This is a genomic window from Streptomyces sp. NPDC046727 (assembly GCF_040645635.1).
Classification (GTDB): domain Bacteria; phylum Actinomycetota; class Actinomycetes; order Streptomycetales; family Streptomycetaceae; genus Streptomyces.
The window spans coordinates 1-19,439 of record NZ_JBEYYR010000030.1 but is presented as its reverse complement, the minus strand read 5'-3'; the positions used below and the strand labels follow the sequence as shown (position 1 = coordinate 19,439).

15 protein-coding genes are annotated in these 19,439 nt (G+C 73.6%); 4 read left to right on the top strand and 11 right to left on the bottom strand.

The features are described 5' to 3' along the window. Positions 1 to 12: 12 nt before the first annotated feature. The 6 genes from ABZ937_RS30150 to ABZ937_RS30125 all read right to left on the bottom strand — a co-directional run bounded on the left by ABZ937_RS30150 (position 13) and on the right by ABZ937_RS30125 (position 9,302). Positions 13 to 2,568 carry a tetratricopeptide repeat protein gene (locus ABZ937_RS30150; protein ID WP_361696484.1) on the bottom strand — a complete coding sequence of 852 codons (2,556 nt, stop codon included), beginning with the start codon at positions 2,566 to 2,568 and terminating at the stop codon, positions 13 to 15. A gap of 42 nt (positions 2,569 to 2,610) precedes the next feature. Next, a complete protein-coding gene (locus ABZ937_RS30145) occupies positions 2,611 to 3,600 on the bottom strand; it encodes a nucleoside triphosphate pyrophosphohydrolase (protein ID WP_361696483.1) in 990 nt (329 codons plus the stop codon). A 126-nt stretch (positions 3,601 to 3,726) separates the two neighbouring features. Next, entirely contained in the window at positions 3,727 to 4,377 is a 651-nt protein-coding gene (locus tag ABZ937_RS30140) for a SurA N-terminal domain-containing protein (RefSeq protein WP_361696482.1), read from the bottom strand. Positions 4,378 to 4,597: 220 nt separating this feature from the next. After that, positions 4,598 to 6,091, bottom strand: a complete 1,494-nt coding sequence (locus ABZ937_RS30135; protein ID WP_361696565.1) for a protein kinase — start codon at positions 6,089 to 6,091, stop codon at positions 4,598 to 4,600. Between the two features lie 38 nt (positions 6,092 to 6,129). Then, positions 6,130 to 6,786 (bottom strand): hypothetical protein, encoded by a 657-nt coding sequence (locus tag ABZ937_RS30130; RefSeq protein ID WP_361696481.1) that lies wholly within the window; start codon positions 6,784 to 6,786, stop codon positions 6,130 to 6,132. A gap of 158 nt (positions 6,787 to 6,944) precedes the next feature. Further along, positions 6,945 to 9,302, bottom strand: coding sequence for an N-6 DNA methylase (locus ABZ937_RS30125; RefSeq protein WP_361696480.1), 2,358 nt, complete (start codon positions 9,300 to 9,302; stop codon positions 6,945 to 6,947). 188 nt (positions 9,303 to 9,490) lie between these two features. Between ABZ937_RS30125 and ABZ937_RS30120 the strand changes: the two genes are divergently transcribed. Together ABZ937_RS30120 and ABZ937_RS30115 are read left to right on the top strand one after the other, a co-directional pair. After that, a complete protein-coding gene (locus tag ABZ937_RS30120; RefSeq protein WP_361696479.1) occupies positions 9,491 to 10,183 on the top strand; it encodes a hypothetical protein in 693 nt (230 codons plus the stop codon). Positions 10,184 to 10,316: 133 nt separating this feature from the next. Continuing rightward, positions 10,317 to 11,033, top strand: coding sequence for a hypothetical protein (locus ABZ937_RS30115; protein ID WP_361696477.1), 717 nt, complete (start codon positions 10,317 to 10,319; stop codon positions 11,031 to 11,033). A 57-nt stretch (positions 11,034 to 11,090) separates the two neighbouring features. Here ABZ937_RS30115 and ABZ937_RS30110 read toward each other — a convergent pair whose 3' ends face one another. From ABZ937_RS30110 to ABZ937_RS30100, 3 genes are all read right to left on the bottom strand, one after another. Then, a complete protein-coding gene (locus tag ABZ937_RS30110; RefSeq protein ID WP_361696476.1) occupies positions 11,091 to 11,834 on the bottom strand; it encodes an N-acetyltransferase in 744 nt (247 codons plus the stop codon). Positions 11,835 to 11,891: 57 nt separating this feature from the next. Beyond that, positions 11,892 to 12,602, bottom strand: coding sequence for an HNH endonuclease family protein (locus ABZ937_RS30105; RefSeq protein WP_361696475.1), 711 nt, complete (start codon positions 12,600 to 12,602; stop codon positions 11,892 to 11,894). 188 nt (positions 12,603 to 12,790) lie between these two features. Continuing rightward, complete coding sequence (locus tag ABZ937_RS30100) at positions 12,791 to 13,711, bottom strand: hypothetical protein (protein WP_361696474.1); 921 nt, start codon at positions 13,709 to 13,711, stop codon at positions 12,791 to 12,793. 119 nt (positions 13,712 to 13,830) lie between these two features. Between ABZ937_RS30100 and ABZ937_RS30095 the strand changes: the two genes are divergently transcribed. Continuing rightward, a complete protein-coding gene (locus ABZ937_RS30095; protein WP_361696473.1) occupies positions 13,831 to 14,439 on the top strand; it encodes a TetR/AcrR family transcriptional regulator in 609 nt (202 codons plus the stop codon). Positions 14,440 to 14,519: 80 nt separating this feature from the next. Continuing rightward, complete coding sequence (locus ABZ937_RS30090; RefSeq protein WP_361696472.1) at positions 14,520 to 15,281, top strand: SDR family oxidoreductase; 762 nt, start codon at positions 14,520 to 14,522, stop codon at positions 15,279 to 15,281. Positions 15,282 to 15,345: 64 nt separating this feature from the next. Here ABZ937_RS30090 and ABZ937_RS30085 read toward each other — a convergent pair whose 3' ends face one another. Both ABZ937_RS30085 and mfd read right to left on the bottom strand, forming a co-directional pair. Further along, positions 15,346 to 15,702, bottom strand: coding sequence for a MerR family transcriptional regulator (locus ABZ937_RS30085; protein ID WP_361696471.1), 357 nt, complete (start codon positions 15,700 to 15,702; stop codon positions 15,346 to 15,348). Positions 15,703 to 15,730: 28 nt separating this feature from the next. Further along, positions 15,731 to 19,261 carry a transcription-repair coupling factor gene (gene mfd / locus ABZ937_RS30080; protein WP_361696470.1) on the bottom strand — a complete coding sequence of 1,177 codons (3,531 nt, stop codon included), beginning with the start codon at positions 19,259 to 19,261 and terminating at the stop codon, positions 15,731 to 15,733. Positions 19,262 to 19,439 lie beyond the last annotated feature (178 nt).

Genomic DNA, 19,439 nt, shown 5'->3' with positions numbered 1-19,439 from the left:
GGCGCCGGGCGATCACTCCGTGACCGTGTCCGGCTCGCCGTCGGACGGTCGGCCGGGGGTGGGGAGCGTGGGGATTCGGCGGGGGCGCGGCACAGGTGGCATCGGGGTTCGGGCGGTAAGGGGCGCAGGTGTCAGCGGTGTTCGGGCGGTAGGTGGCTTCGGGGGTGCGGGTGGGTGGTCGGGGGGTGGTGGGAGCGTGGCGGGGAGGCCCGGGGGGTCCACGGCGGCTGCCTTGCGGAGCCAGTCCTCGGCCTCCGTGTCCTTGCCCTGCTTGCGCAGCAGCCGCGCGATGTGCCGCTCGGCGTACACGGCTCCCCGCTCGTGCCCGGTGAGGTACCACGAGAGCGCCTCCTCGTCCCGGCCGAGGAACTCCAGCGTGACGCCGAGGTTGACCGCCGCCGAGGCGTCGCCGCCCTCGGCCGCCTGCCGGTACAGCGGCTCCTTCTCCGCCTCGGTGGCCTTCTTCACGTTGGCGAGGAAGACGCCGAGGTTGTTCGCGGCGCGCGCGTCGCCCCAGGCCGTCGCGTAGCGCAGCCACTCCTCCGCCTCCGGCTCGCTCCAGGTGCCCAGAAGGCTGCCGAGGCTGCCGGCGACCTGGCGGTGCCCCGCCGCCGCGGACCTGCGGTACCAGCGGATCGCCTCGTCCTCGTGCCCCGGGCCCACCAGCATGTTGCCCAGCTCGTGCGCCGCCGGCCCGCTTCCCGCCTCCGCGGCCGTCCGCAGCCAGCGCTCGGCGAGGGCGCGGTGGATCCGGCCGAGGTGCAGCGCGGCCCCGGCGTCGCCGGCCTCCGCCGCCGACTCCAGATACGGAAGCGCCTCCTCCTCGTCTCCCTCCGCCAGCAGGACCAGCGCCATCTCGGCCGCCGCGTCCGGGTGGCCCGCGTCGGCCGCCCGGCGCAGCAGGGACGCGCTCTCCTCGCCCTGGGTGCGCAGCGCGAGCTGGAACATCACCTCCGCGTCCTCCGCCGCGATGCGCGAGCCCAGGGCCGCGCGGGCCGCGCCGAGGATCACACCGTGGTCCAGCTGTGGCCCGGACCCGGCCTCCGCCCGGTCCAGCAGTGTCCACCACACCTCGTCCGGCACCGGCTCCAGATCCCCCGACGCCAGCGCCTGAGCGACCAGCGCCCCGTACGCCCGCCAGGTGCCCTCCTCCTCGCCCGCCACGAGCAGCCCGGACACGCCGAACATGGAGGCCGTGGCCCAGTCGAGCGCGTCCTCGCGCGACTCCCGTGCCGCCGCTTCGGCGACCTGGGGCCCGTACTGCCCGAGCACCTCGGTGAGCAGCCCGGCCGGCACCGCCCCCGTGACCCCGCACCGGGCCACGTCGACCGCGGCCCGGACCAGTAACCGTCCCAGCGGGTGCTCCCGGCGCGTCCCCGCCCGCCGCCACTCGTCGAAGAGCAGGTGCCCGACCGCGAAGTACGACCCGACTCCCTCCCTTCCGCTCCACATGTACGCCGGGTACGCCCGCGGGTCGTCGTGCGCCGACAGCCGCGCCAGTTCCGCCTCGCTCCACTCACGGTGCAGCTCCACCGTGCGGGCCGCCGCGACGACCCGGTCGCCGGGGGCGGTCCCGGCGCGCCGCCGGTAGTACCCGGTGGGGCTCATCGTGGCGAGCACGACGGCACCGAGGTCGTTGAGCCGCCCGAGCAGCGGCAGGTCCAGCCGGCCCGGACCTAGGTGGCCGGTCAGCTCGTCCAGCCAGACGACGTACCGGCCGGGGCTCTCCCGCAGCGCGGCCACCAGGGGGCGCAGGTCCTCGCCCGGGCCCGGCGCGTACACCCGGTGGCCCTCCAGGGAGCGCACGGCGTGCCACGCGGTGTACGACTTGCCCGCGTACGGCTCGCCCAGGATCAGCACCAGGCTGGGGCGGGCCAGCTTGGCGCGCAGGTCCTCGTCGCGGTCGCGCGGGACGTACGGCGGCACGTCCGGCAGTCCCGGCACCGGCCCCGTCGGCCGCACCCCGAACTCCAGCGGTCCCACGCCGGCGGCCGGCCGCCACTCCGCCGGCACCGGCACCGTGCCGTAGTGGTTGTGCTGCACCCCCACGACCCGGCCGTGGAAGACGCCGTCGTGGAACTCGACGCGGTCGCCGACGGTCTCGGGACCGGTGCCGTGCTGGTGCGCGCCGGGTTCCTCGGCGCCGGGCCGCACGGTGCCGTGAGGGTCGGGGGCGGGCCTGACGGTGCTTCGAGGGTCGGTGGCGGCGGCCGGCGCGGGGCTGGGGAGTGTGGTGCCGGGGCCGGAGCCGGGGGCACGGCTCGCCGTGGGGGAGCGGGAGCCGTCGGCCGTACCGGTGTGGCCGGTGCCGGCCGGCCGGGGCGTGGAGCCGGCCCCGGCGACCGTCGTCAGCTCGACGAACGCGGCCGGATGGTCGCGGCGCAGCAGCACCAGGGAAGCGAGCTGAAGCTGACTCGTGAACCGGTCGTCGCCGAGCCGGGTCCATGCCTCCGTCGCATAGGCCATGTCCGCCCGGGCCAGCGTCTCCTCGACCCGCAGTGCCGCGGCCGGTGAGCGACGGATCGCGCCCAGCAGCGCGGCCCTCAGTTCCTCCAACTCCCCTGTCACGCCGGCCCCCACGCCTCGCACCCACCCGTCGGGGCAACGGTACTAAGCGGACAGCCCCTCAGCAGCCCGTATCGCGTCCCGGTACACCCGCGCCGCCGCCCGCAGCGCCGCCTCCGGGTCGACGCCGTCCGCTTCGGCACGGACCGCCAGCGCCAGCAGTTCGTAGCCGATCCCGTCGCCCTGCGGCAGGGGCACCGCCAGGCCCGCCGTACGGGTGCGGGAGGCGAGCTTGGCGGCGAGGGCCAGGCCGGGCTGGCCGAGCGGGACGCCTTCCGTGACCGAGGTGCGCTGCTTCTCCTCGGCCTTGGTGCGCAGCCAGTGCTCCTTGACGTCCTCCGGGGTCTCGGCCCGCTCGTCGCCGAAGACGTGCGGGTGCCGGTGGATGAGCTTGGCGACGATGCCGCCGGCCACGTCGTCGATGGAGAACGGCGCGTCGGGGTCCTCCTCGGCGATCCGGGAGTGGAAGACGACCTGGAGGAGGACGTCGCCCAGCTCTTCACGCAGCTCCGTGCGGTCGCCGGCCTCGATCGCCTCGACCAGTTCGTAGGCCTCCTCGATTCCGTACTTCGCGAGGCCCTCGTGGGTCTGCCGGGAGGACCACGGGCACTCGGCGCGGATGCGGTCCATGACCTGCACGAGGTCCAGCAGGCGGGCGCCGGGCAGGTCGTAGGAGGCGGGGAGCAGCTCGAGGTCCGGCATGGCGACCCGGCCGGAGCCGGCCAGCCGGGCGAGGCCGTCGGTGAGCGCCGGCTCGCCCTCGCCGGTCGCCACGACCACTACGGTCCGCCCGCCGGCGCAGGCGTCGACCAGTTCCTGCGCGGTGGGGGACGCCTCCGCCACCGCTATCCCGGCCTCGCGCAGATACGGCAGCTGCGGATGCGCGCCGTCCGCGCACAGCACGGCGTCGGCGGCGCGCAGGGCCTGCCAGGCGGGCCAGGACAGCAGGCCGGGAGCGACGCGGTGGCTGGTGGTGAGCAGGACGACGCGGCCGGGGCCGGCTTCGGGACGGGGTGCGGGGCTGGTTTCGTTCACGATCCGAACGTAGCCCACGGCGCGAGGGAGCGGATCGGGTTGTCCACAGGGCCGAGAGGTCGTGTGATCGTATGACCGGAACCGGGTCGGTCGCCCGCCGGGCTGCGCCGTCAGTCGCCCACCGGGCTACGCCGTCACCGGCTCGCCGCCCGCCGACGTGACCTCCCGGACCCATGGCGTCTCGGCGTCCACCCGGCTGCTCTTCTGCACGTCCCAGGCGCCGTAGCGCGGGTTGAGATCGACGTCGAGTTCCTCGGAGGCCTTGGACAGGGCCTTCCAGAAGGCGGGCTGGCTGGTGTCGGTGCCGAGCCTCGCGGCGAGCTTCTGCGCCTCCAGTTGCAGGCGCAGGTTGTCGTCGAGGTGTGCCGGGGCGATGCCGTACTTCTGCAGCCAGGCCGTCTCCAGGCCCTTGCTGCCGCCGGCCTGCTGCTCCAGGCTCGCCCGCATCTGCTGGATCTCCTTGCGGGTGACCGTGAGGCCCTCGTCCCGGGCGGCGCGGTGCAGCACCCGGTCGAGCACCATGTTGTGCAGGGTGTCCCGGGCGAGGCTGCTGGTGGAGGAGACGACCTGCCGGTACTGGCTCTCGTCCGGCACCGCGGCGCGCTGGGCCTGCCGGACCTCGTCGACCCGGTGCTCCAGCTGGGCGACGGTGATCCGCTGCCCGCCGACGACGGCCGCGGCGCCCGGGTGCGCATCGCTTCCGCAGGCGGTCAGCAGGGGTGCCGCGGCGGCGATCGCGGCGGTGAGGACGAGCGCGGTGCGACGGCGGCGGTGCAAGGAAACCTCCCGAGGAGATTGTGCGACGGTGCACAAAGTCTTGCGGTGATCGATGGTAGGCAGTGGGCAGGCTGCGGCCAACCCATTCGACCAACGATTCGCGCGCGCTTCGGGCACCGCCGCGCCGCGCACGGCGGGCCGCCGGGTCAGCCGACGGTGGCCACCGGCTGCTTGTCCCACAGCGCCTACCAGAGGTTGCCCGGCAGGGGAGCGGCGAGATCTAGCCGCGCACCTGCCCCAGCCACTGCAGGGTCCGCCGGACCTCCACGGCCAGCGGATGACCGGGGCCGTGCAGCCGCTCGACGTCCACGACCAGCCGCGCGAGCGTGTCGTGGGCGGCCGGCCGGTCGCCGAGGGCGAGCAGCAGAAGGCCGATGCGGCGGCGGACGTCGTGGGCGAGCTGCGGGTCGCCGGAGACGTACTGGTTCTCGTAGTACGGCAGCAGCGCGCGGTACTCGGCGAGCGCCGCCGCCGGTTCGCCCAGCTGCTCCAGGCACTGCGCGGCCTCGTAGCGGTAGCGCAGTGCCTGCGGGTCGGCCTGGCCGGCCTCGGCGGCGCGTTCGTCGGCGAGGCGGCGCAGTTCGGGCAGCGCGCGCCGGTACTGGCCGTCGTCCATGAGCGTGGCCGCGTACTGCTTGCGCAGGGTGCGCACGACCGGGGAGTGCTCGCCGTGCTGTTCGGCGGCGGTCGGCAGGATCGCGCCGAGGATGTCGACGGCCTGCGTGATACGGCCCTCGCCGAGCAGGCGCTTGACCTCGTCCACGGCGGCGGCGACATCGGGCTTCTCGGCCACCGGCGGCGCCGGCGCGACGGGGGCCGGCTGGGGCGCGGGGGTCCGCGCGCGGTCCGGCCAAGGGGCGTGCGGGCGCAGGAAGGGGCGCGTGGGGTCCAAGGGCGCCCCGGTGGGTGTCCCGCGCGCGGGCAGGAGCAGTGCCAGGTCCTCGTACACCTCCTGCGCGGACGCCGGCCGGTGCTGCGGGTCCTTGGCGAGCAGCCGCAGCACCAGGGTTTCGAGCGCCTCGGGGACCTCGGGGCGGATCCGGCGCACGGGCAGCGGGGGCTCGTACAGATGCCGGTGCAGCACCCCGAGCGCCGTGGAGCCGGCGAACGGCACCTCGCCGCTGAGCAGTTCGTGCATCAGCACACCGAGCGCGTACAGGTCGGTGTACGGGCCGACCGCGCCGCCCATCGCCTGTTCCGGAGCCATGTAGGCGGGCGAGCCGATCGGGGAGCCGGTGTGGGTGAGACGGGTGGTGTCGGTGTCCATCACCGAGGCCACGCCCAGGTCGAGGACGGTGACCGTGCCGTCCTGCTTCACCATCACATTGCGCGGCTTGAGGTCGCGGTGCACGATCGGCACGGCGTGCACCGCGCTCAGTACGGCGCACAGTTGCGCGGCCACCGCGACCGCCCACTGCCACGGGTACGGGTCGTGCTCGGCGAGGTGGTCGGAGAGGTCGGCGCCGTCCACGTACTGCATGACGAGGAACAGCTCCTCGCCCTCGCTGCCCGCGTCGTGCACCGTCACCAGGCCCGGGTGGTCCACCTGCGCGGTCACCCGGCACTCGCGCAGGAACCGGCGGCGCAGCTCGTCCGCCTCCTGGCCCGCCACCTTGTCGGGGCGCAGCAGCTTCACCGCCACGCGCCGGTCGAGTCTGCGGTCGTACGCCGTCCAGACCTGGCCCATGCCGCCCTGCCCGATGAGCGTGGACAGTTCGTAACGGCCGGCGACGACACGTCCTGTCGCCACGGTCACCGTCCGCCCTCAGGGCCGTCCTGCTTGCGCAGGTAGTCGCTCAGCTCGTCCAGTTCGGCCCGCACCTGGTCGATCCGCGCGGGCGCCGGACGCTGCGGCGGCGGGGTGGTCAGCGGCGGCTGCGGAGGCTGGGGCACGCGCGCGTGGGGCATCGGGGGCGGGGTGTGCGGCCCGGACGCCGACGGCATGCCGGGCGCCCCGGGGGCGGTCGGCACGGTCGGTATGGTCGGCACGGTCGTCGCGCCGTACGGCGCCGCGGGGGCCGGGTAGCCGTACGCCGGGGCCGTCCGCTGTGCCTCGTACGCCTGCTGCTGCAACAGGAAGTGGCGGATGTCAGCGGCGAGGTAGTACGCGATCGTGCCCACGAGCGTGCACAGCAGGAGCAGGATGCCCACGTAGCCGCCGGTGGTGTGGATCTCGTCGCCGGGCTCGATCGCCACCAGCGTGATGCTCAGGATGTCGGCGGCCAGCACCGCCACGAACAGCCCCCAGTCCAGCGACCGGCGCGTGACGGCCGCCAGCCGCAGCATCATCGCCCAGGTCAGGAAGCCGATGGTGAGGATCCCGAGCGCCACGAACAGCACGCGCAGGAAAACCAGCCACGCGGTGTGCGGTGGCTGCTTCACCGGCTGTCCGTAGCCGTGGCCGTGCATGGCTGCTCCTGATGCCTGAAGTGGACGTACGTGCCCGCCCGGCATGGTCCGCGGGGGGGCGGACAACGCCGGTCGTGCGATTGTCGCTTCGAGCATATGGCCCGGCAGGGACAACCGGTCCGGGTTGTACCGAACCGTTGTCCGGTGGCCACGCGGGTTCAGTCCGGCGCGACCGTGCCGTCCGTCAGGCCGTCGTACATCCCGCGCACGAGCTGCTCCCCGAGCCGGCTCGCGTGCCGCAGCGCCCGCTCGAACTCGTCCAGTGCGCGGAACCGTGCGCCGTAGCGCCGCTGTTCCTCCAGCGGGAGCCGGGGCAGCTGCAGCCGGCGCACGTCCAGGCGGGTCGCCGTGGAGGCGTAGCTGCTGGCCTGCCGGTTGTTGGCGGTACCGCGCAGGAACCCGGCGAGGAACCACGGGTCGAGCGCCGTGCCATCGGGGCGCAGAAGCACGAGGTTGCGCCCGAGGGCGGCGCCCCCCGTCGCATCGTCGATCACGCGCGCCACGGAGCCTCCGCCGAGCACCGGTACGACGACGTCGCCCGGCTCGGTCAGCACGGCCTCCTCCTCGCTCTCGGGCAGCGAACCCGAAGGCGCCGTTCCGGCGAGGACGTCGTGGTCGGTGAGAACCGGCACGCGCGCGTGGCCGCCGTTTCCGCCGGTGCGCATCACCAGCGCGCCCCCGCGCGCGAGTTCGCCGACGGTGGTGAGCGGCCAGCGCGGGGGCGGTGCCGGGTCGGCGGGGGGCGGGGTGAGGTCGGCGGTCAGGCGCAGGGTCGCGCCCAGGCGCTCACGGACCTGGGTGAGCTGCTCCGCGCCGTCGGCCACCGCGGCCGGCGGCAGATGGCGGGCGGGAGCGAGGTCCACGTCGTCGTCGAGGAGCTCGATGACCGGCACCGAACGGGCGAGCCCCGGCGCCTCCGCCAGCCGCCCCGCGCGCGCGAAGGCACGCCAGGCGTCCGTCACGGCCTCCCGTACCGCCTCCCAGTCCGGACCGCCCCGCCCCTCCCCCGCGAACCTCCCCGTGTCCACGAGCAGCACCTCGGGCGTGGCCGGCGCCCGGTCGGGCCGGCGCAGCACCCACAGGTGCAGCGGGATGTTGTACGGCGGTGCCGCACCGACCGGCAGCGCGACCACGGCCCGGAGCGCGCCCCGGCGCAGCAGATCGGCGCGGATCCGGCGGCCGGAACGGCGGGAGGCGGCGGCCGGCGGCATGAGCAGCACGGCGGTGCCGCCGTCGGCCAGCCGGGCCAGCGCGTGCTGCACCCAGGCCAGCTCCGACTCGGTGCGCGCGGGGAAGCCGTACTCCCAGCGAGGGTCGTAGGCGAGTTCGTCGTGGCCCCAGTTCCGCTCGTTGAACGGCGGATGGCACAGCACCGCGTCGGCGCGCAGCTCGGGGTACGCGTCGGCGCGCAGGGTGTCGCCGGCGGCGCCGCGCACGGCGGCCCGGCTGTGCAGCGCGAGCCGCAACGCGCTGAGCGCGGCGAGTTCGGGGGCGCTGTCCTGGGCGTACAGCTCCTGGTCGGGGCGGGTGTCCACGGCGCGCAGCAGGGCGCCGGTGCCACAGGCCGGATCCAGGACGGTACGGGCCGGGCCGGCGAGGTCGGCCATGAGACCGGCCAGCTCGGCGGGGGTGAGCGTGTACTGGCGGGGGTTGGCGTCCAGGTGCCGCCCCAGCAGGAACTCGAACGTCTGCCGCGCCCCCACCTCGGCGGCCAGCTCGGCAGCACCGCGCAGGAGGGGGACGGAGGGGAGGAGCTGGGGGCCGGTGGGGGGACGGAGAGCGGGGGTGACTGGGGTGACTGGAGTGACTGGAGTGACTGAGGTGGTGAGTGTGGCTTGTGGGGTGGTGGGGGCGGGGGCCCCGGGGGGTGTGTCGTGAACCGTCGGCCCGCTGTGAACGGTTGGCGGCGTGTTCACAGGCTGGGTTGTCGGCGAGGAGTTCACAGCGGGATTCGTGAGGGCGGCGTTCACACCCTCGGCATCAGTCGCCGCGTTCACATCGGCATCCGTCGGCGTCGCGTTCGCACTCCCGCCCGCATCGCCGGTGTTCACGGAGAGCGGTCCGTTCACAGCTTCCGCAGCACCGCGAGACCGCCCGCTGTGAACCGCCCGGCCGGGCGCGCCGCCGAAGCGCGGGGTCAGCACCTGCTCCAGCGCGCCGGGCAGCATCGCGGCCAGCCGCGCGTCGGAGCCCGCGCTCGCGTCGAGCCAGACGGTGGGGCGCTCATGGATGAGCAGCAGCACGCAGCCGGTGTGCACCAGGGCCGTCAGCGGGCCTTCGGGGTGGCCGGCGAGCTGCTGCCAGACGCGTTCGCGCAGGGGGACCTCGGCGAGTTTCCCCTGCTTGCGCAGCCAGGCCTCGACCTCGGCGAGCGCGAAGGACGGACTGGTCTCGGTGCCGCCCACCGGCTTCGGGAAGTCGGCGTGCCGGCGGCGCCAGTTGCTGACGGCGGCTCGGCCCACTCCGGCGAGCCGCGCGATACCGGCTGCGGTCACCTCTGTCGCGTTGTCCTGCACCGGCCCCGCTCCCCTCGTCCCGTGTGTGCACCGAGCATACCGGCGTACACAAGACCCATGAGTTCACGAGCGTGTACACGCTCGCCTCTGTGAACCGTGTTGACTCGGTTCACAGCTCATGCTCTTATTGACCCAGCGAACGAGCGGTCACCGGAGGGGGAGGCCGCCGCATTCGGGGAGGATTCGTCATGGGCATGAAGGCCAAGGTCGCGCTCGGTGCCGTCGTGGGGATCGTCGTCATCGGTGCCGTGTCCGCGAACGCCGGCAGCGACGGCAAGGACGGCGGTTCCGGCGCCGGCAGCGACAAGGGCTCCTCGGCGTCGGCCGAGCACAAGTCCGGTGGCAAGAAGGACTCGGGGGGCGGGGAGGCCGCCGAGGAGAAGAAGGCCGCGTTCGCGGGCGACGGCGAGTACCAGGTCGGCTCCGATGTGAAGCCGGGGACGTACCGCACGACCGGCAACACCGACGACATGTGCTACTGGGAGCGCGCCAAGGACGCCTCGGGCGAGATGGACTCGCTGCTGGCCAACGACAACGTCAGCGGCACGAGTTACGTGACCGTCAAGGCCACCGACAAGGTGTTCAAGTCCAGCGACTGCAAGGACTGGGAGGCCGTGGACCCGAAGGCGAAGGGCACGCCCGCCTCCTCGATGGACGGCGACGGGGGCATGTTCAAGGTCGGTACGGACATCGCGCCGGGCACCTACAAGTCGACCGGGAACGCCGACGACTCCTGCTACTGGGAGCGTACGAAGGACGCCGACCACGGGCTGAACTCGATCATCGCCAACAACAACGTCACCGGCACCGCCGTCGTCACGATCAGCGCGTCGGACGCCTACTTCAAGACGACCGACTGCGGCGACTGGAAGAAGGCCTGACCACCACCCACGTCCGGCCGGGCCTTACCGGCTCCCGGACGTGGGACCAGCTCCCGGGCGGCGCCCCCGCCCGGGTCACCGTACGGCCCGGGCCGTACACACACCCCCGTTTCACCACCTCTGAAGGACTGTCATGCGTCTCTCCTCCCGTGCCGCCGCGCTGCTCGCCGTGGCGGCACTCCCTCTGGCTCTGTCCGCCTGTTCCTCGGACTCCTCCTCCGGCAACGGAGCGAGCGCCAAGCCGGCCAAGGCGGAGAACCCCAACGCCGGTCTGCTCACCGGTACGCAGCTCAAGAAGGCGCTGGCGCCCGCGTCGGCCTTCCCGGCCGGGTTCACCCTGGAGGCCGACGGTGCCTCGGACAGCGGGGGCAAGTTCCTCGCCCCCTCCAGCCGGAAGACCGCGAAGCCGGACTGCACCCGGCTGGAGGCCACGTCCTGGATCCAGGTGACCGGTTTCGAGGGCGGCGTGTCCTTCGCGCAGGACGACTACGTGAACAAGGACAAGACCGAGGAAGTCGCCCAGGAGATGGACGCGTTCCAGGGCAGCACGGCGAAGACGGTGATGAAGCAGCTGCAGTCCGTCGCGGCCCAGTGCGCCACCTTCACGGACACGGACACGCACGCCAAGGTGAAGGTGACGGGCCGGTCCACGGCGGGGCTCGGTGACGAGGCGTACACGATGACGCTGACGAGCGGCGCCTGGGAGACCGGCACCACGCTCATCGCGACCCGTTCCGGCGACACCGTGATCACCGTGCTGTCCACCGCGGGCAGCGACGACGGTGCCGCCGCCGCGAAGAAGGTGACGACCCGGGTCCTGGGCTCTCTGAAGGGCGCGTCGGCCGCGTGACCCGCGGGCCCGTCCGAGCACTGTGACCTGACGCCGGGGCGGGGGCCCGGGGTCAGGTCACAGCGGATGCCGCATCCATACGTTGGGTTCGACGTAGACGGCGTACCCGCGTTCCGGTTCGCAGCGGACCGGGACCAGCCCGCCGGGCACCTCGACGTCGCCCGCGGTGTCGAAGGGCAGCCCGGTCCAGCGGCGCCATTCCTCCAGCGAACCGCTCACGGTCATGGAGGCCGACGCGATGGAGTCGATGGTGGCGCCGGCCCGGGCATGGACGCGCAGCCACGGGTCCTCGGGCAGCCCGTCGGGGCGGACCCGGTGGGCGTACTCGGCGATCGGCGTGTGGGGTTCGCGGTGCTTGGCGTTCGGGCGGACGGGGGCGACGACCTCGCGGAAGCCGCGGGCGCGGGCGTTGTCCCGCATCGCCGAGAGCAGGACGGCGGACAGGCCGTGGCCCTGGGCGTGCGGGGCGATGGTGACCGAGATGGCGCTCACGGTGTCCGGGCGGGTGCCGCGGCGCAGGTCGGCGAAGGCCCACGCCAGGACCTGGTCCCAGCCCCGGGCCGGCAGGCTGCCCCGGCCCTCCACGTCGAGGGCGAACGGCACGCTGTAGGCGTGCGCGACGACCTGGCCGTGCTCGTCCTCGGCGAACAGCGCGTATTCCGGCAGTTCGGTGGGGATGCGACCGTAGTGGGTGTTGCCCACGGGGTCGTTGGTGACGAACTCGGGCCATGTGTCGGTCATGCCCAGCACCGCCGGCAGCCGGTCGGGCCGCTCGGCGAGGCTGCTCACCTTGATGTCCATGGCGGACACGGTAGGCGGCGCGCGCCCGGCCGGGTAGCGAATTACCTGGTCGGCGGGTCAGCGGGCCCGGAAGCGCTCGGGGGCCTTGGTCGGGTTGCCGCCCGTGGGGAGCTTCTGGCTCGGGCAGGTGGCGAGGACCTTCTTCATGGCGGTCCGCTCTGCGGCGGTCACCCACAGGCCGTACTTCTTCTTGACCGCGACCTGGGCGGCGACATAGGTGCACCGGTAGGTCTTCTGGGGCGGGAGCCAGGTGGCCGCGTCGCCGTCTCCCTTGCCCCGGTTGGTGCTCGCGTCGACCGCGATGAGGTTGAGGGGGTCGTTGGCCAGGGCTATGCGCTTGCTGGGGTCCCAGTACTTGGCGCCCTTCTGCCAGGCGTCGGAGAGCGCGACGACATGGTCGATGTCGACCTGGCTGCGGCCTCGCCGGTAGGTGATCTCCTTGCCGGAGTAGGCGTCGGGCTCCAGCAGGCCGTAGGAGACCTTGCAGGTGCCGCCGGTGAACTTCACCTCCTTCAGATCGCGTTTGAGTATGTCGTCGCGGGTGTCGCAGGAGTTGGAGTCGGTGTCCGCCCAAGCGGTGCCGAACCGGGCCCGGGAGTAACCGGTCTTCGGCGCCCGTCCCTTGACGGTCAGTGAGCCGGCGGCGGCCAGGGCCGCCCCTCCTGACCCCTCGGGCCCAGGGGCTCCTCCGGTCTCCTCGGCCGTGCAGCCGGTCACGGCGACCAGCATGGCCACGGCGGTGACCGCTCCGCCCCTCAGACGCGTCACGGTGCGTCCCCCCTTGCTCGCCCTGGCCCGCCCCTCAGGTGCGGGCGGATCGTTCCGCTCCCCACCGTAACGTCCGCTTGTCGCCTACCAGATGGGACACAAAGGGCTGATTACGGGGCAAGCCGGGCTCGGCTTGGGGCATTCGAGGTCGTACAGGGGGAGCGTGGAAGACGGGCCCGTGCGCCCGGTCAGACCTTGCCTATGCCGAGAGTGGTCTCCGCGGGCAGCAGTCCTGTGGAGATCACCGCGACCCAGTAGTCACCCAGGAGTTCGGTGAGCCGGTCGACAGCGGCGCGGCCGAGGGCCCGCCAGGGGGCCACGGCGAGGCGGTCGGTCCGCTCCTCCACCTCACGGCGCAGGGCGCGGCCCGCCTCCGTGGCCGTACCGTCCTTCTCGACCAGGCCCCGGGCGGCCAGCCGGGACCGGGCGGCCGACCATTCCCCGGGGCTCCAGCCGCGGCTCTCGAAGCGTTCCTCGGAGGCGGCGCCTATCGCGGCGAAGGACACGAGGGATTCGACCGGGTCGAGGTCCGCGACGAGCAGGGCGGCGAGGTGGCCGTCGCCGCGGTGTTCGCGCAGGATCGTGGCCGCCTGCCACAGCTGGAGGTGCGGGGCCTCGGGCCAGGGAAGCGCGGCGTTGGCCGCGGCGAGCGGGCGGCCCGCCGTACCGGCCGACTCGGCGGCACGCCGGGCGAGGGCGGCGGCCTCGGCCAGTTCGGGGCTGTCCACGCGGTCACCCAGGATCGCGCGGTACGCCCGGTCGACACCCCGCAGGCGTGCGGCCAGCATCCGCTCGGGGCTCGCGACGGTCCACGCCGGGTCGATGTGCTCGGCGACCATGCGGGGGTTGAAGCTGTAGAAGGCGGAGGCGACCCGTTCCGCTCCGGCCGGGCCCAGCGGGGCCGCGCGCAGCGGGAAGTAGGTCGGCCAGCGGTCCGCCGTGTCGTATCCGAGCGCGGCCGACTCCTCGAAGACCTCGGGCGCGTAGTACACCACCGCGTGCAGCGGCTCCAGCAGATGCCACAACTGGCGCACCCGCGCGGGCTCCACAGCCTCTTCGACTCCTGCTGCCACCGCACTCCCGGCACCGGTGCCGACCTGATCGGACATGGCGTGCTCCCTCCCCCGTGCGCGACCGCATCCCGGCCGCCGCACCACAACTTGACACTGACTAGATTGCCGGACCGCCTCGAACTTGTCAACGCCTAGATCCGGCGTACGCTGCTGCCATGAGTTCCACGAAGTCCCCGGCCGGGCCCCAGCGGCCGTACCACCACGGCGATCTGCGCCGCGCCGTGCTCGCCGCCGCGCTCGATGTCATCGCGGCCGACGGCCCCTCCGCGCTGAGCCTGCGCGACCTCGCCCGCCGTGCGGGGGTCTCGCACGCGGCGCCCGCCCATCACTTCAAGGACCGCACCGGGCTGCTCACCGCGATCGCGGCCGAGGGGTACGGCCTGCTGGCGCAGGCGCTCCGGGACGCCTCCGACCTGCGCGAGGCGGGCGTCCGCTACGTCCGCTTCGCCCGCGAGCACCCCGCCCACTTCCAGGTGATGTTCTCCCCCGGGCTGCTGCGCGCCGACGACCTGGAACTCGGCACGGCCCGCGCCCTGGCGGCGGACGCCCTGCGCGCCGCGGTCACCGCGGTCGACCCCGGCGACCGCGGCCCCGACGCCCGCCTGGCCTCGGTCGCCGCCTGGTCCCTGGCCCACGGCTTCGCCACGCTGCTCCTCGGCCACAACCTCGACGGAGCCGTCGGCGACCGCGATCCGGAGGAGGTGTTCCGCGCCCTCTCGGCGATGCTGTTCCACTCGGCCGGCCCGGATGATCCTCGGAATTGACCCGGAGAACCCTCGGACTTGACCCGGAGGAACCCCCGGACTTGACCTTGTCGTTGGCGTCAGGGTTCGACGATCCCGGCATGAGCGAGAACAGCCACCCCCAGAGTTCCCGTACCGTCCTCGTGACCGGCGCCGGCACCGGCATCGGCCGCGCCGCCGCGCGGGCGTTCGCCGCCGAGGGCGCCCAGGTCGTCGCCGTCGGCCGCCGGGCCGCGCCGCTGGCCGAGACCGCCGAAGGGCACCCCGGGATCACGCCCCTGCCCGCCGACCTGACCGCCGAGGACGGGCCCGGGACCGTCGTACGGGCCACGCTGGAGCGGTACGGCCGGATCGACGTGCTCGTCAACAACGCGGCCGTCGTCACCGCCGACTCCCTGCGCAGCTACACGCGCACGGCGGTACGGCCGCTGCTGGAGACCAACCTCCTCGCGCCCGTGCTGCTCACCCAGGCCGCGCTGCCCGCGCTGGAGGAAAGCCGGGGCGTGGTGGTGAACGTGACGACCTCGGTGGGCCAGCGGGGCTGGCCCGGCAACTCCCTGTACGCGGCGGGCAAGGCGGCCCTGGAAGTGCTGACCCGCAGCTGGGCGGTGGAACTGGCGCCGCACGGCATCCGGGTGGTCGCCGTGGCCCCGGGGGCGATCGAGACACCGATCGCCGACCACTCCGGCTACACCCCCGAGCAGCGCGCCACCATCCGTAAGTGGCAGCTCGACCACACCCCGCTCGGCCGGATCGGCCGCCCCGAGGAGGTCGCTTGGGCCATCACCCGGCTCGCCTCCCCGCAGGCGTCGTTCGTGACGGGCGTGGTCCTCCCCGTGGACGGCGGCGCGGTCGTCGCCTGACCGCCCGTCCGGGAGGCTCCCCGACACACCGTCAGCAGCCACCGGGAGGCTCCCCGGGGCGCCGTCAGACGGTCTCGCCCGCCTCCCGCAGCGCCCCCGCCAACCGCTCCCGTATCACCGTCTGGGCCGCGATGCGGGCGTCGAGCACGGCCAGCCGGTTCCGGACGACGTTCAGCGCCTTGGCGGAGGCGCGACCGGCGGTGACATCGCCGTCCAGGCAGGGCAGGAACACCCGTACGTCGTCCAGGGTGAGGCCCCCCTCCAGCAGCCAGCGGATGTTGCGGACCCGGATCGTCGTACCGGGGTCGTACACGCGGTAGCCGTTGGGCGCGCGCGTGGAAGTGATCAGGCCCTGCTGCTCGTAGTGGCGCAGGGCGCGCGGTGTCGTCCCGGTCGCCTCGGCCAGCTCACCGATCCGCACGCGCGCCCCCGCCCCCGTACCCCACCGGCTAGCCCAGGATCGAGGTGAGGAACTCACCGACCCAGGCCAGCAGTTCGCGGCCGACCAGCGGCTTGCCGCCCACCTTCGCGGTCTTCGGGCGCGGGACCAGCACCTGGTGCACGGCCGGCTTGATGACCGTCCCCGGGTACAGGCGCTTGAGCCGCAGCTCCTGCGACTCGCGCAACTCCACCGGCGCGAAGCGGATGTTGGTGCCCTGAAGGACGATCTCGCCGACGCCGCACGCGCGCGCGAGCATCCGCAGCCCGGCCACCAGCAGCAGGTTCTCCACCGGCTCGGGCAGCTTGCCGTAGCGGTCGGTGAGTTCCTCGCGGACGGCCTTGATGTCCTCCTCGGAGTTGGCCGAGGCGATGGCCCGGTACGCCTGGAGGCGCAGCCGCTCGCCGGGGGCGTAGTCGTGCGGGACGTGCGCGTCGACGGGCAGCTCGATCTTGACCTCGAGCGGCGGCTCCTCCTCGATCTCGCCGGTCTCCAGCTGGCGCCGGTAGTCGGCGACCGCCTCGCCGACCATGCGGACGTACAGGTCGAAGCCGACGCCGGCGATGTGCCCGGACTGCTCGCCGCCGAGCAGGTTTCCGGCGCCGCGGATCTCCAGGTCCTTCATCGCCACGTACATGCCCGCGCCCATCTCCGTGTGCTGGGCGATGGTCGCCAGGCGCTCGTGCGCGGTCTCCGTCAGCGGCTTCTCCGGCGGGTACAGGAAGTACGAGTAGCCGCGCTCGCGGCCTCGGCCGACCCGGCCGCGCAGCTGGTGCAGCTGGGACAGGCCGAAGGTGTCGCCGCGCTCCACGATCAGCGTGTTGGCGTTGGAGATGTCGATGCCGGACTCCACGATCGTGGTCGACACGAGCACGTCGAACTTCTTCTCCCAGAAGTCGACGACGACCTGCTCCAGCGTCGATTCCGACATCTGGCCGTGGGCGGTCGCGATGCGCGCCTCGGGGACGATCTCGCGCAGGCGCGCCGCCGCGCGGTCGATGGACTCGACGCGGTTGTGGATGTAGAAGACCTGGCCCTCGCGCAGCAGTTCGCGGCGGATCGCCGCGCCGATCTGCTTCTCCTCGTACGGCCCGACGAAGGTGAGCACCGGGTGGCGCTCCTCCGGGGGCGTGGTGATCGTGGACATCTCGCGGATGCCGGTGACCGCCATCTCCAGGGTGCGCGGGATCGGGGTCGCGGACATCGTCAGCACGTCGACGTTGGCGCGGAGCTTCTTCAGCTGCTCCTTGTGCTCGACGCCGAAGCGCTGCTCCTCGTCGACGATGACCAGGCCCAGGTCCTTGAACTTCGTCTCGGAGGAGAACAGGCGGTGGGTGCCGATGACGACGTCCACCGCGCCGTCCTTCAGCCCCTCCAGGACGGCCTTGGCCTCGGTGTCGGTCTGGAAGCGGGAGAGCGCCCGCACGTTCACCGGGAACTGCGCGTACCGCTCCGAGAACGTGCCGAAGTGCTGCTGGACCAGCAGCGTGGTGGGGACGAGGACGGCGACCTGCTTGCCGTCCTGTACGGCCTTGAAGGCGGCCCGTACGGCGATCTCGGTCTTGCCGTAGCCGACGTCGCCGCAGATCAGGCGGTCCATGGGGACCGACTTCTCCATGTCCTCCTTGACCTCGGCGATGGTGGTGAGCTGGTCGGGGGTCTCCGCGTAGGGGAAGGCGTCCTCCAGCTCGCGCTGCCAGGGGGTGTCGGAGCCGAAGGCGTGGCCGGGGGCGGCCATGCGCGCGCTGTACAGCTTGATCAGGTCGGCCGCGATCTCCTTGACGGCCTTCTTCGCGCGGGCCTTGGTCTTCGTCCAGTCCGCGCCGCCGAGGCGGTGCAGGGTGGGTGCCTCGCCGCCGACGTACTTGGTGATCTGCTCCAGCTGGTCGGTCGGGATGTACAGCCGGTCTCCGGGCTGGCCGCGCTTGGCGGGCGCGTACTCGACGACCAGGTACTCGCGGGTGGCGCCCTGCACGGTGCGCTGCACCATCTCGATGTAGCGGCCGACGCCGTGCTGTTCGTGGACGATGTAGTCGCCCGGTTCCAGGGTGAGGGGGTCGATGGTCTTGCGGCGGCGGGCCGGCATGCGGGCGCCGTCGCGGGTGGCGGTGCGCTGCCCGGACAGGTCGGTCTCGGTGAGCACGGCGAGCCCCAGTGCCGGGTCCACGAAGCCGTACTCGATCGAGCCGCAGGAGACGTGCACGACGGAGGGGCTGAGCTCGCCGAGGTCGGCGTCCATGCGGGCGGCGATGCCCTCGCCGCCGAGCACCTCCACCGTGCGCGCGGCCGGGCCGTGGCCCTCGGTGACGAACACCGTGCGCCAGCCGTCGGCGAGCCAGCCCTTGGTGTCGGCGAGGGCCCGCGCGGTGTCGCCGCGGTAGGTCTCGGGCGCGTGCATGCCGAGCTTGAGGGTGTCCGCTTCGAGTTCGAGATCGGCCGCGAACGGCGACACCGACCACCACATCATGTCCAGCTCGCGCGCGCGGTCGCGGATGTCGGCGATGGACCACAGGGAGGCCGCGCCGACGTCGATCGGGGCCTCGCCGCCGCCGGCGGTGGCCGCCCAGGACGCCTGGAGGAACTCCTGCGAGGTCGCCACGAGGTCGGCGGCGCGGGTGCGGACCCGCTCGGGGTCGCAGACGACGGCCATCGCGCCCTTGGGCAGCACGTCGATCAGCAGCTCCATGTCGTCCACCAGGACCGGGGCCAGGGACTCCATGCCCTCCACCGCGATGCCCTCGGCGATCTTGCCGAGCAGTTCGCCCAGCTCGGGGTGGTCCTCGGCGAGGGCACGCGCGCGTGCGCGTACGTCGTCGGTGAGGAGCAGTTCGCGGCACGGGGGTGCCCACAGGCCGTGTTCGGCGACTTCGAGGGAGCGCTGGTCGGCGACCTTGAAGTAGCGGATCTCCTCGACGTCGTCGCCCCAGAACTCGATGCGCAGGGGGTGTTCCTCGGTGGGCGGGAACACGTCCAGGATGCCGCCGCGTACGGCGAACTCGCCGCGCTTCTCGACCAGCTCCACGCGCGCGTAGGCGGCGGCCGCGAGGGCTTCCACGACATCGTTCAGGTCGGCGCTCCGGCCGGTCCTCAGCGCCACCGGTTCCAGGTCGCCGAGGCCCTTGACCTGCGGCTGGAGCACGGAGCGCACAGGTGCGACGACGACGGAGACCGGGCCGGCCCCGGGGTCGTCGGCGCTGGGGTGGGCCAGGCGCCGCAGGACGGCGAGGCGGCGGCCCACGGTGTCGCTGCGCGGGCTGAGCCGCTCGTGCGGGAGGGTCTCCCAGGAGGGGTACTCCACGACGCCCTCTTCGGGCAGCAGCGAGCGCAGGGCGGCGGCCAGGTCCTCGGCCTCCCGGCCGGTCGCCGTGACCGCCAGCACGGGGCGGCCGGCCTCGCGGGCCAGGGCGGCGATCGCGAAGGGGCGGGCCGCCGGCGGGCCGACGAGGTCGACGTGCGGGCGGTTGCCGTCCGCCGCCGCCTGAATCGCTTCCGCGAGGGCGGGGTCCTTGACGACGGCGTCGAGCAGACCGTGCAGGCTCATGGAGGGCATTCCGTCCGGGGGGTCGGCAACACGAAGGGCCCGACTCGTGCGACGGGCCGGGGATCTCCAGCCTACGACGGTGTCGGCGGCCGTGCGGGAGGCTGTGGACAACTCCGGTGGCCGCGCAGCGCGAAGCCCGGCGCCGGGGGGGGGGGGGGGGGCGCGCCGGGGCCGGGGT

What these genes read in the sequence shown, in the direction of transcription:
- ABZ937_RS30130 (WP_361696481.1), bottom strand. Translation starts at nt 6,786, where the DNA reads ATGCACGGCCACGGCTACGGACAGCCGGTGAAGCAGCCACCGCACACC.
- ABZ937_RS30120 (WP_361696479.1), top strand. Translation starts at nt 9,491, where the DNA reads ATGGGCATGAAGGCCAAGGTCGCGCTCGGTGCCGTCGTGGGGATCGTC.
- ABZ937_RS30115 (WP_361696477.1), top strand. Translation starts at nt 10,317, where the DNA reads ATGCGTCTCTCCTCCCGTGCCGCCGCGCTGCTCGCCGTGGCGGCACTC.
- ABZ937_RS30110 (WP_361696476.1), bottom strand. Translation starts at nt 11,834, where the DNA reads ATGGACATCAAGGTGAGCAGCCTCGCCGAGCGGCCCGACCGGCTGCCG.
- ABZ937_RS30100 (WP_361696474.1), bottom strand. Translation starts at nt 13,711, where the DNA reads ATGTCCGATCAGGTCGGCACCGGTGCCGGGAGTGCGGTGGCAGCAGGA.
- ABZ937_RS30095 (WP_361696473.1), top strand. Translation starts at nt 13,831, where the DNA reads ATGAGTTCCACGAAGTCCCCGGCCGGGCCCCAGCGGCCGTACCACCAC.
- ABZ937_RS30090 (WP_361696472.1), top strand. Translation starts at nt 14,520, where the DNA reads ATGAGCGAGAACAGCCACCCCCAGAGTTCCCGTACCGTCCTCGTGACC.
- mfd (WP_361696470.1), bottom strand. Translation starts at nt 19,261, where the DNA reads ATGAGCCTGCACGGTCTGCTCGACGCCGTCGTCAAGGACCCCGCCCTC.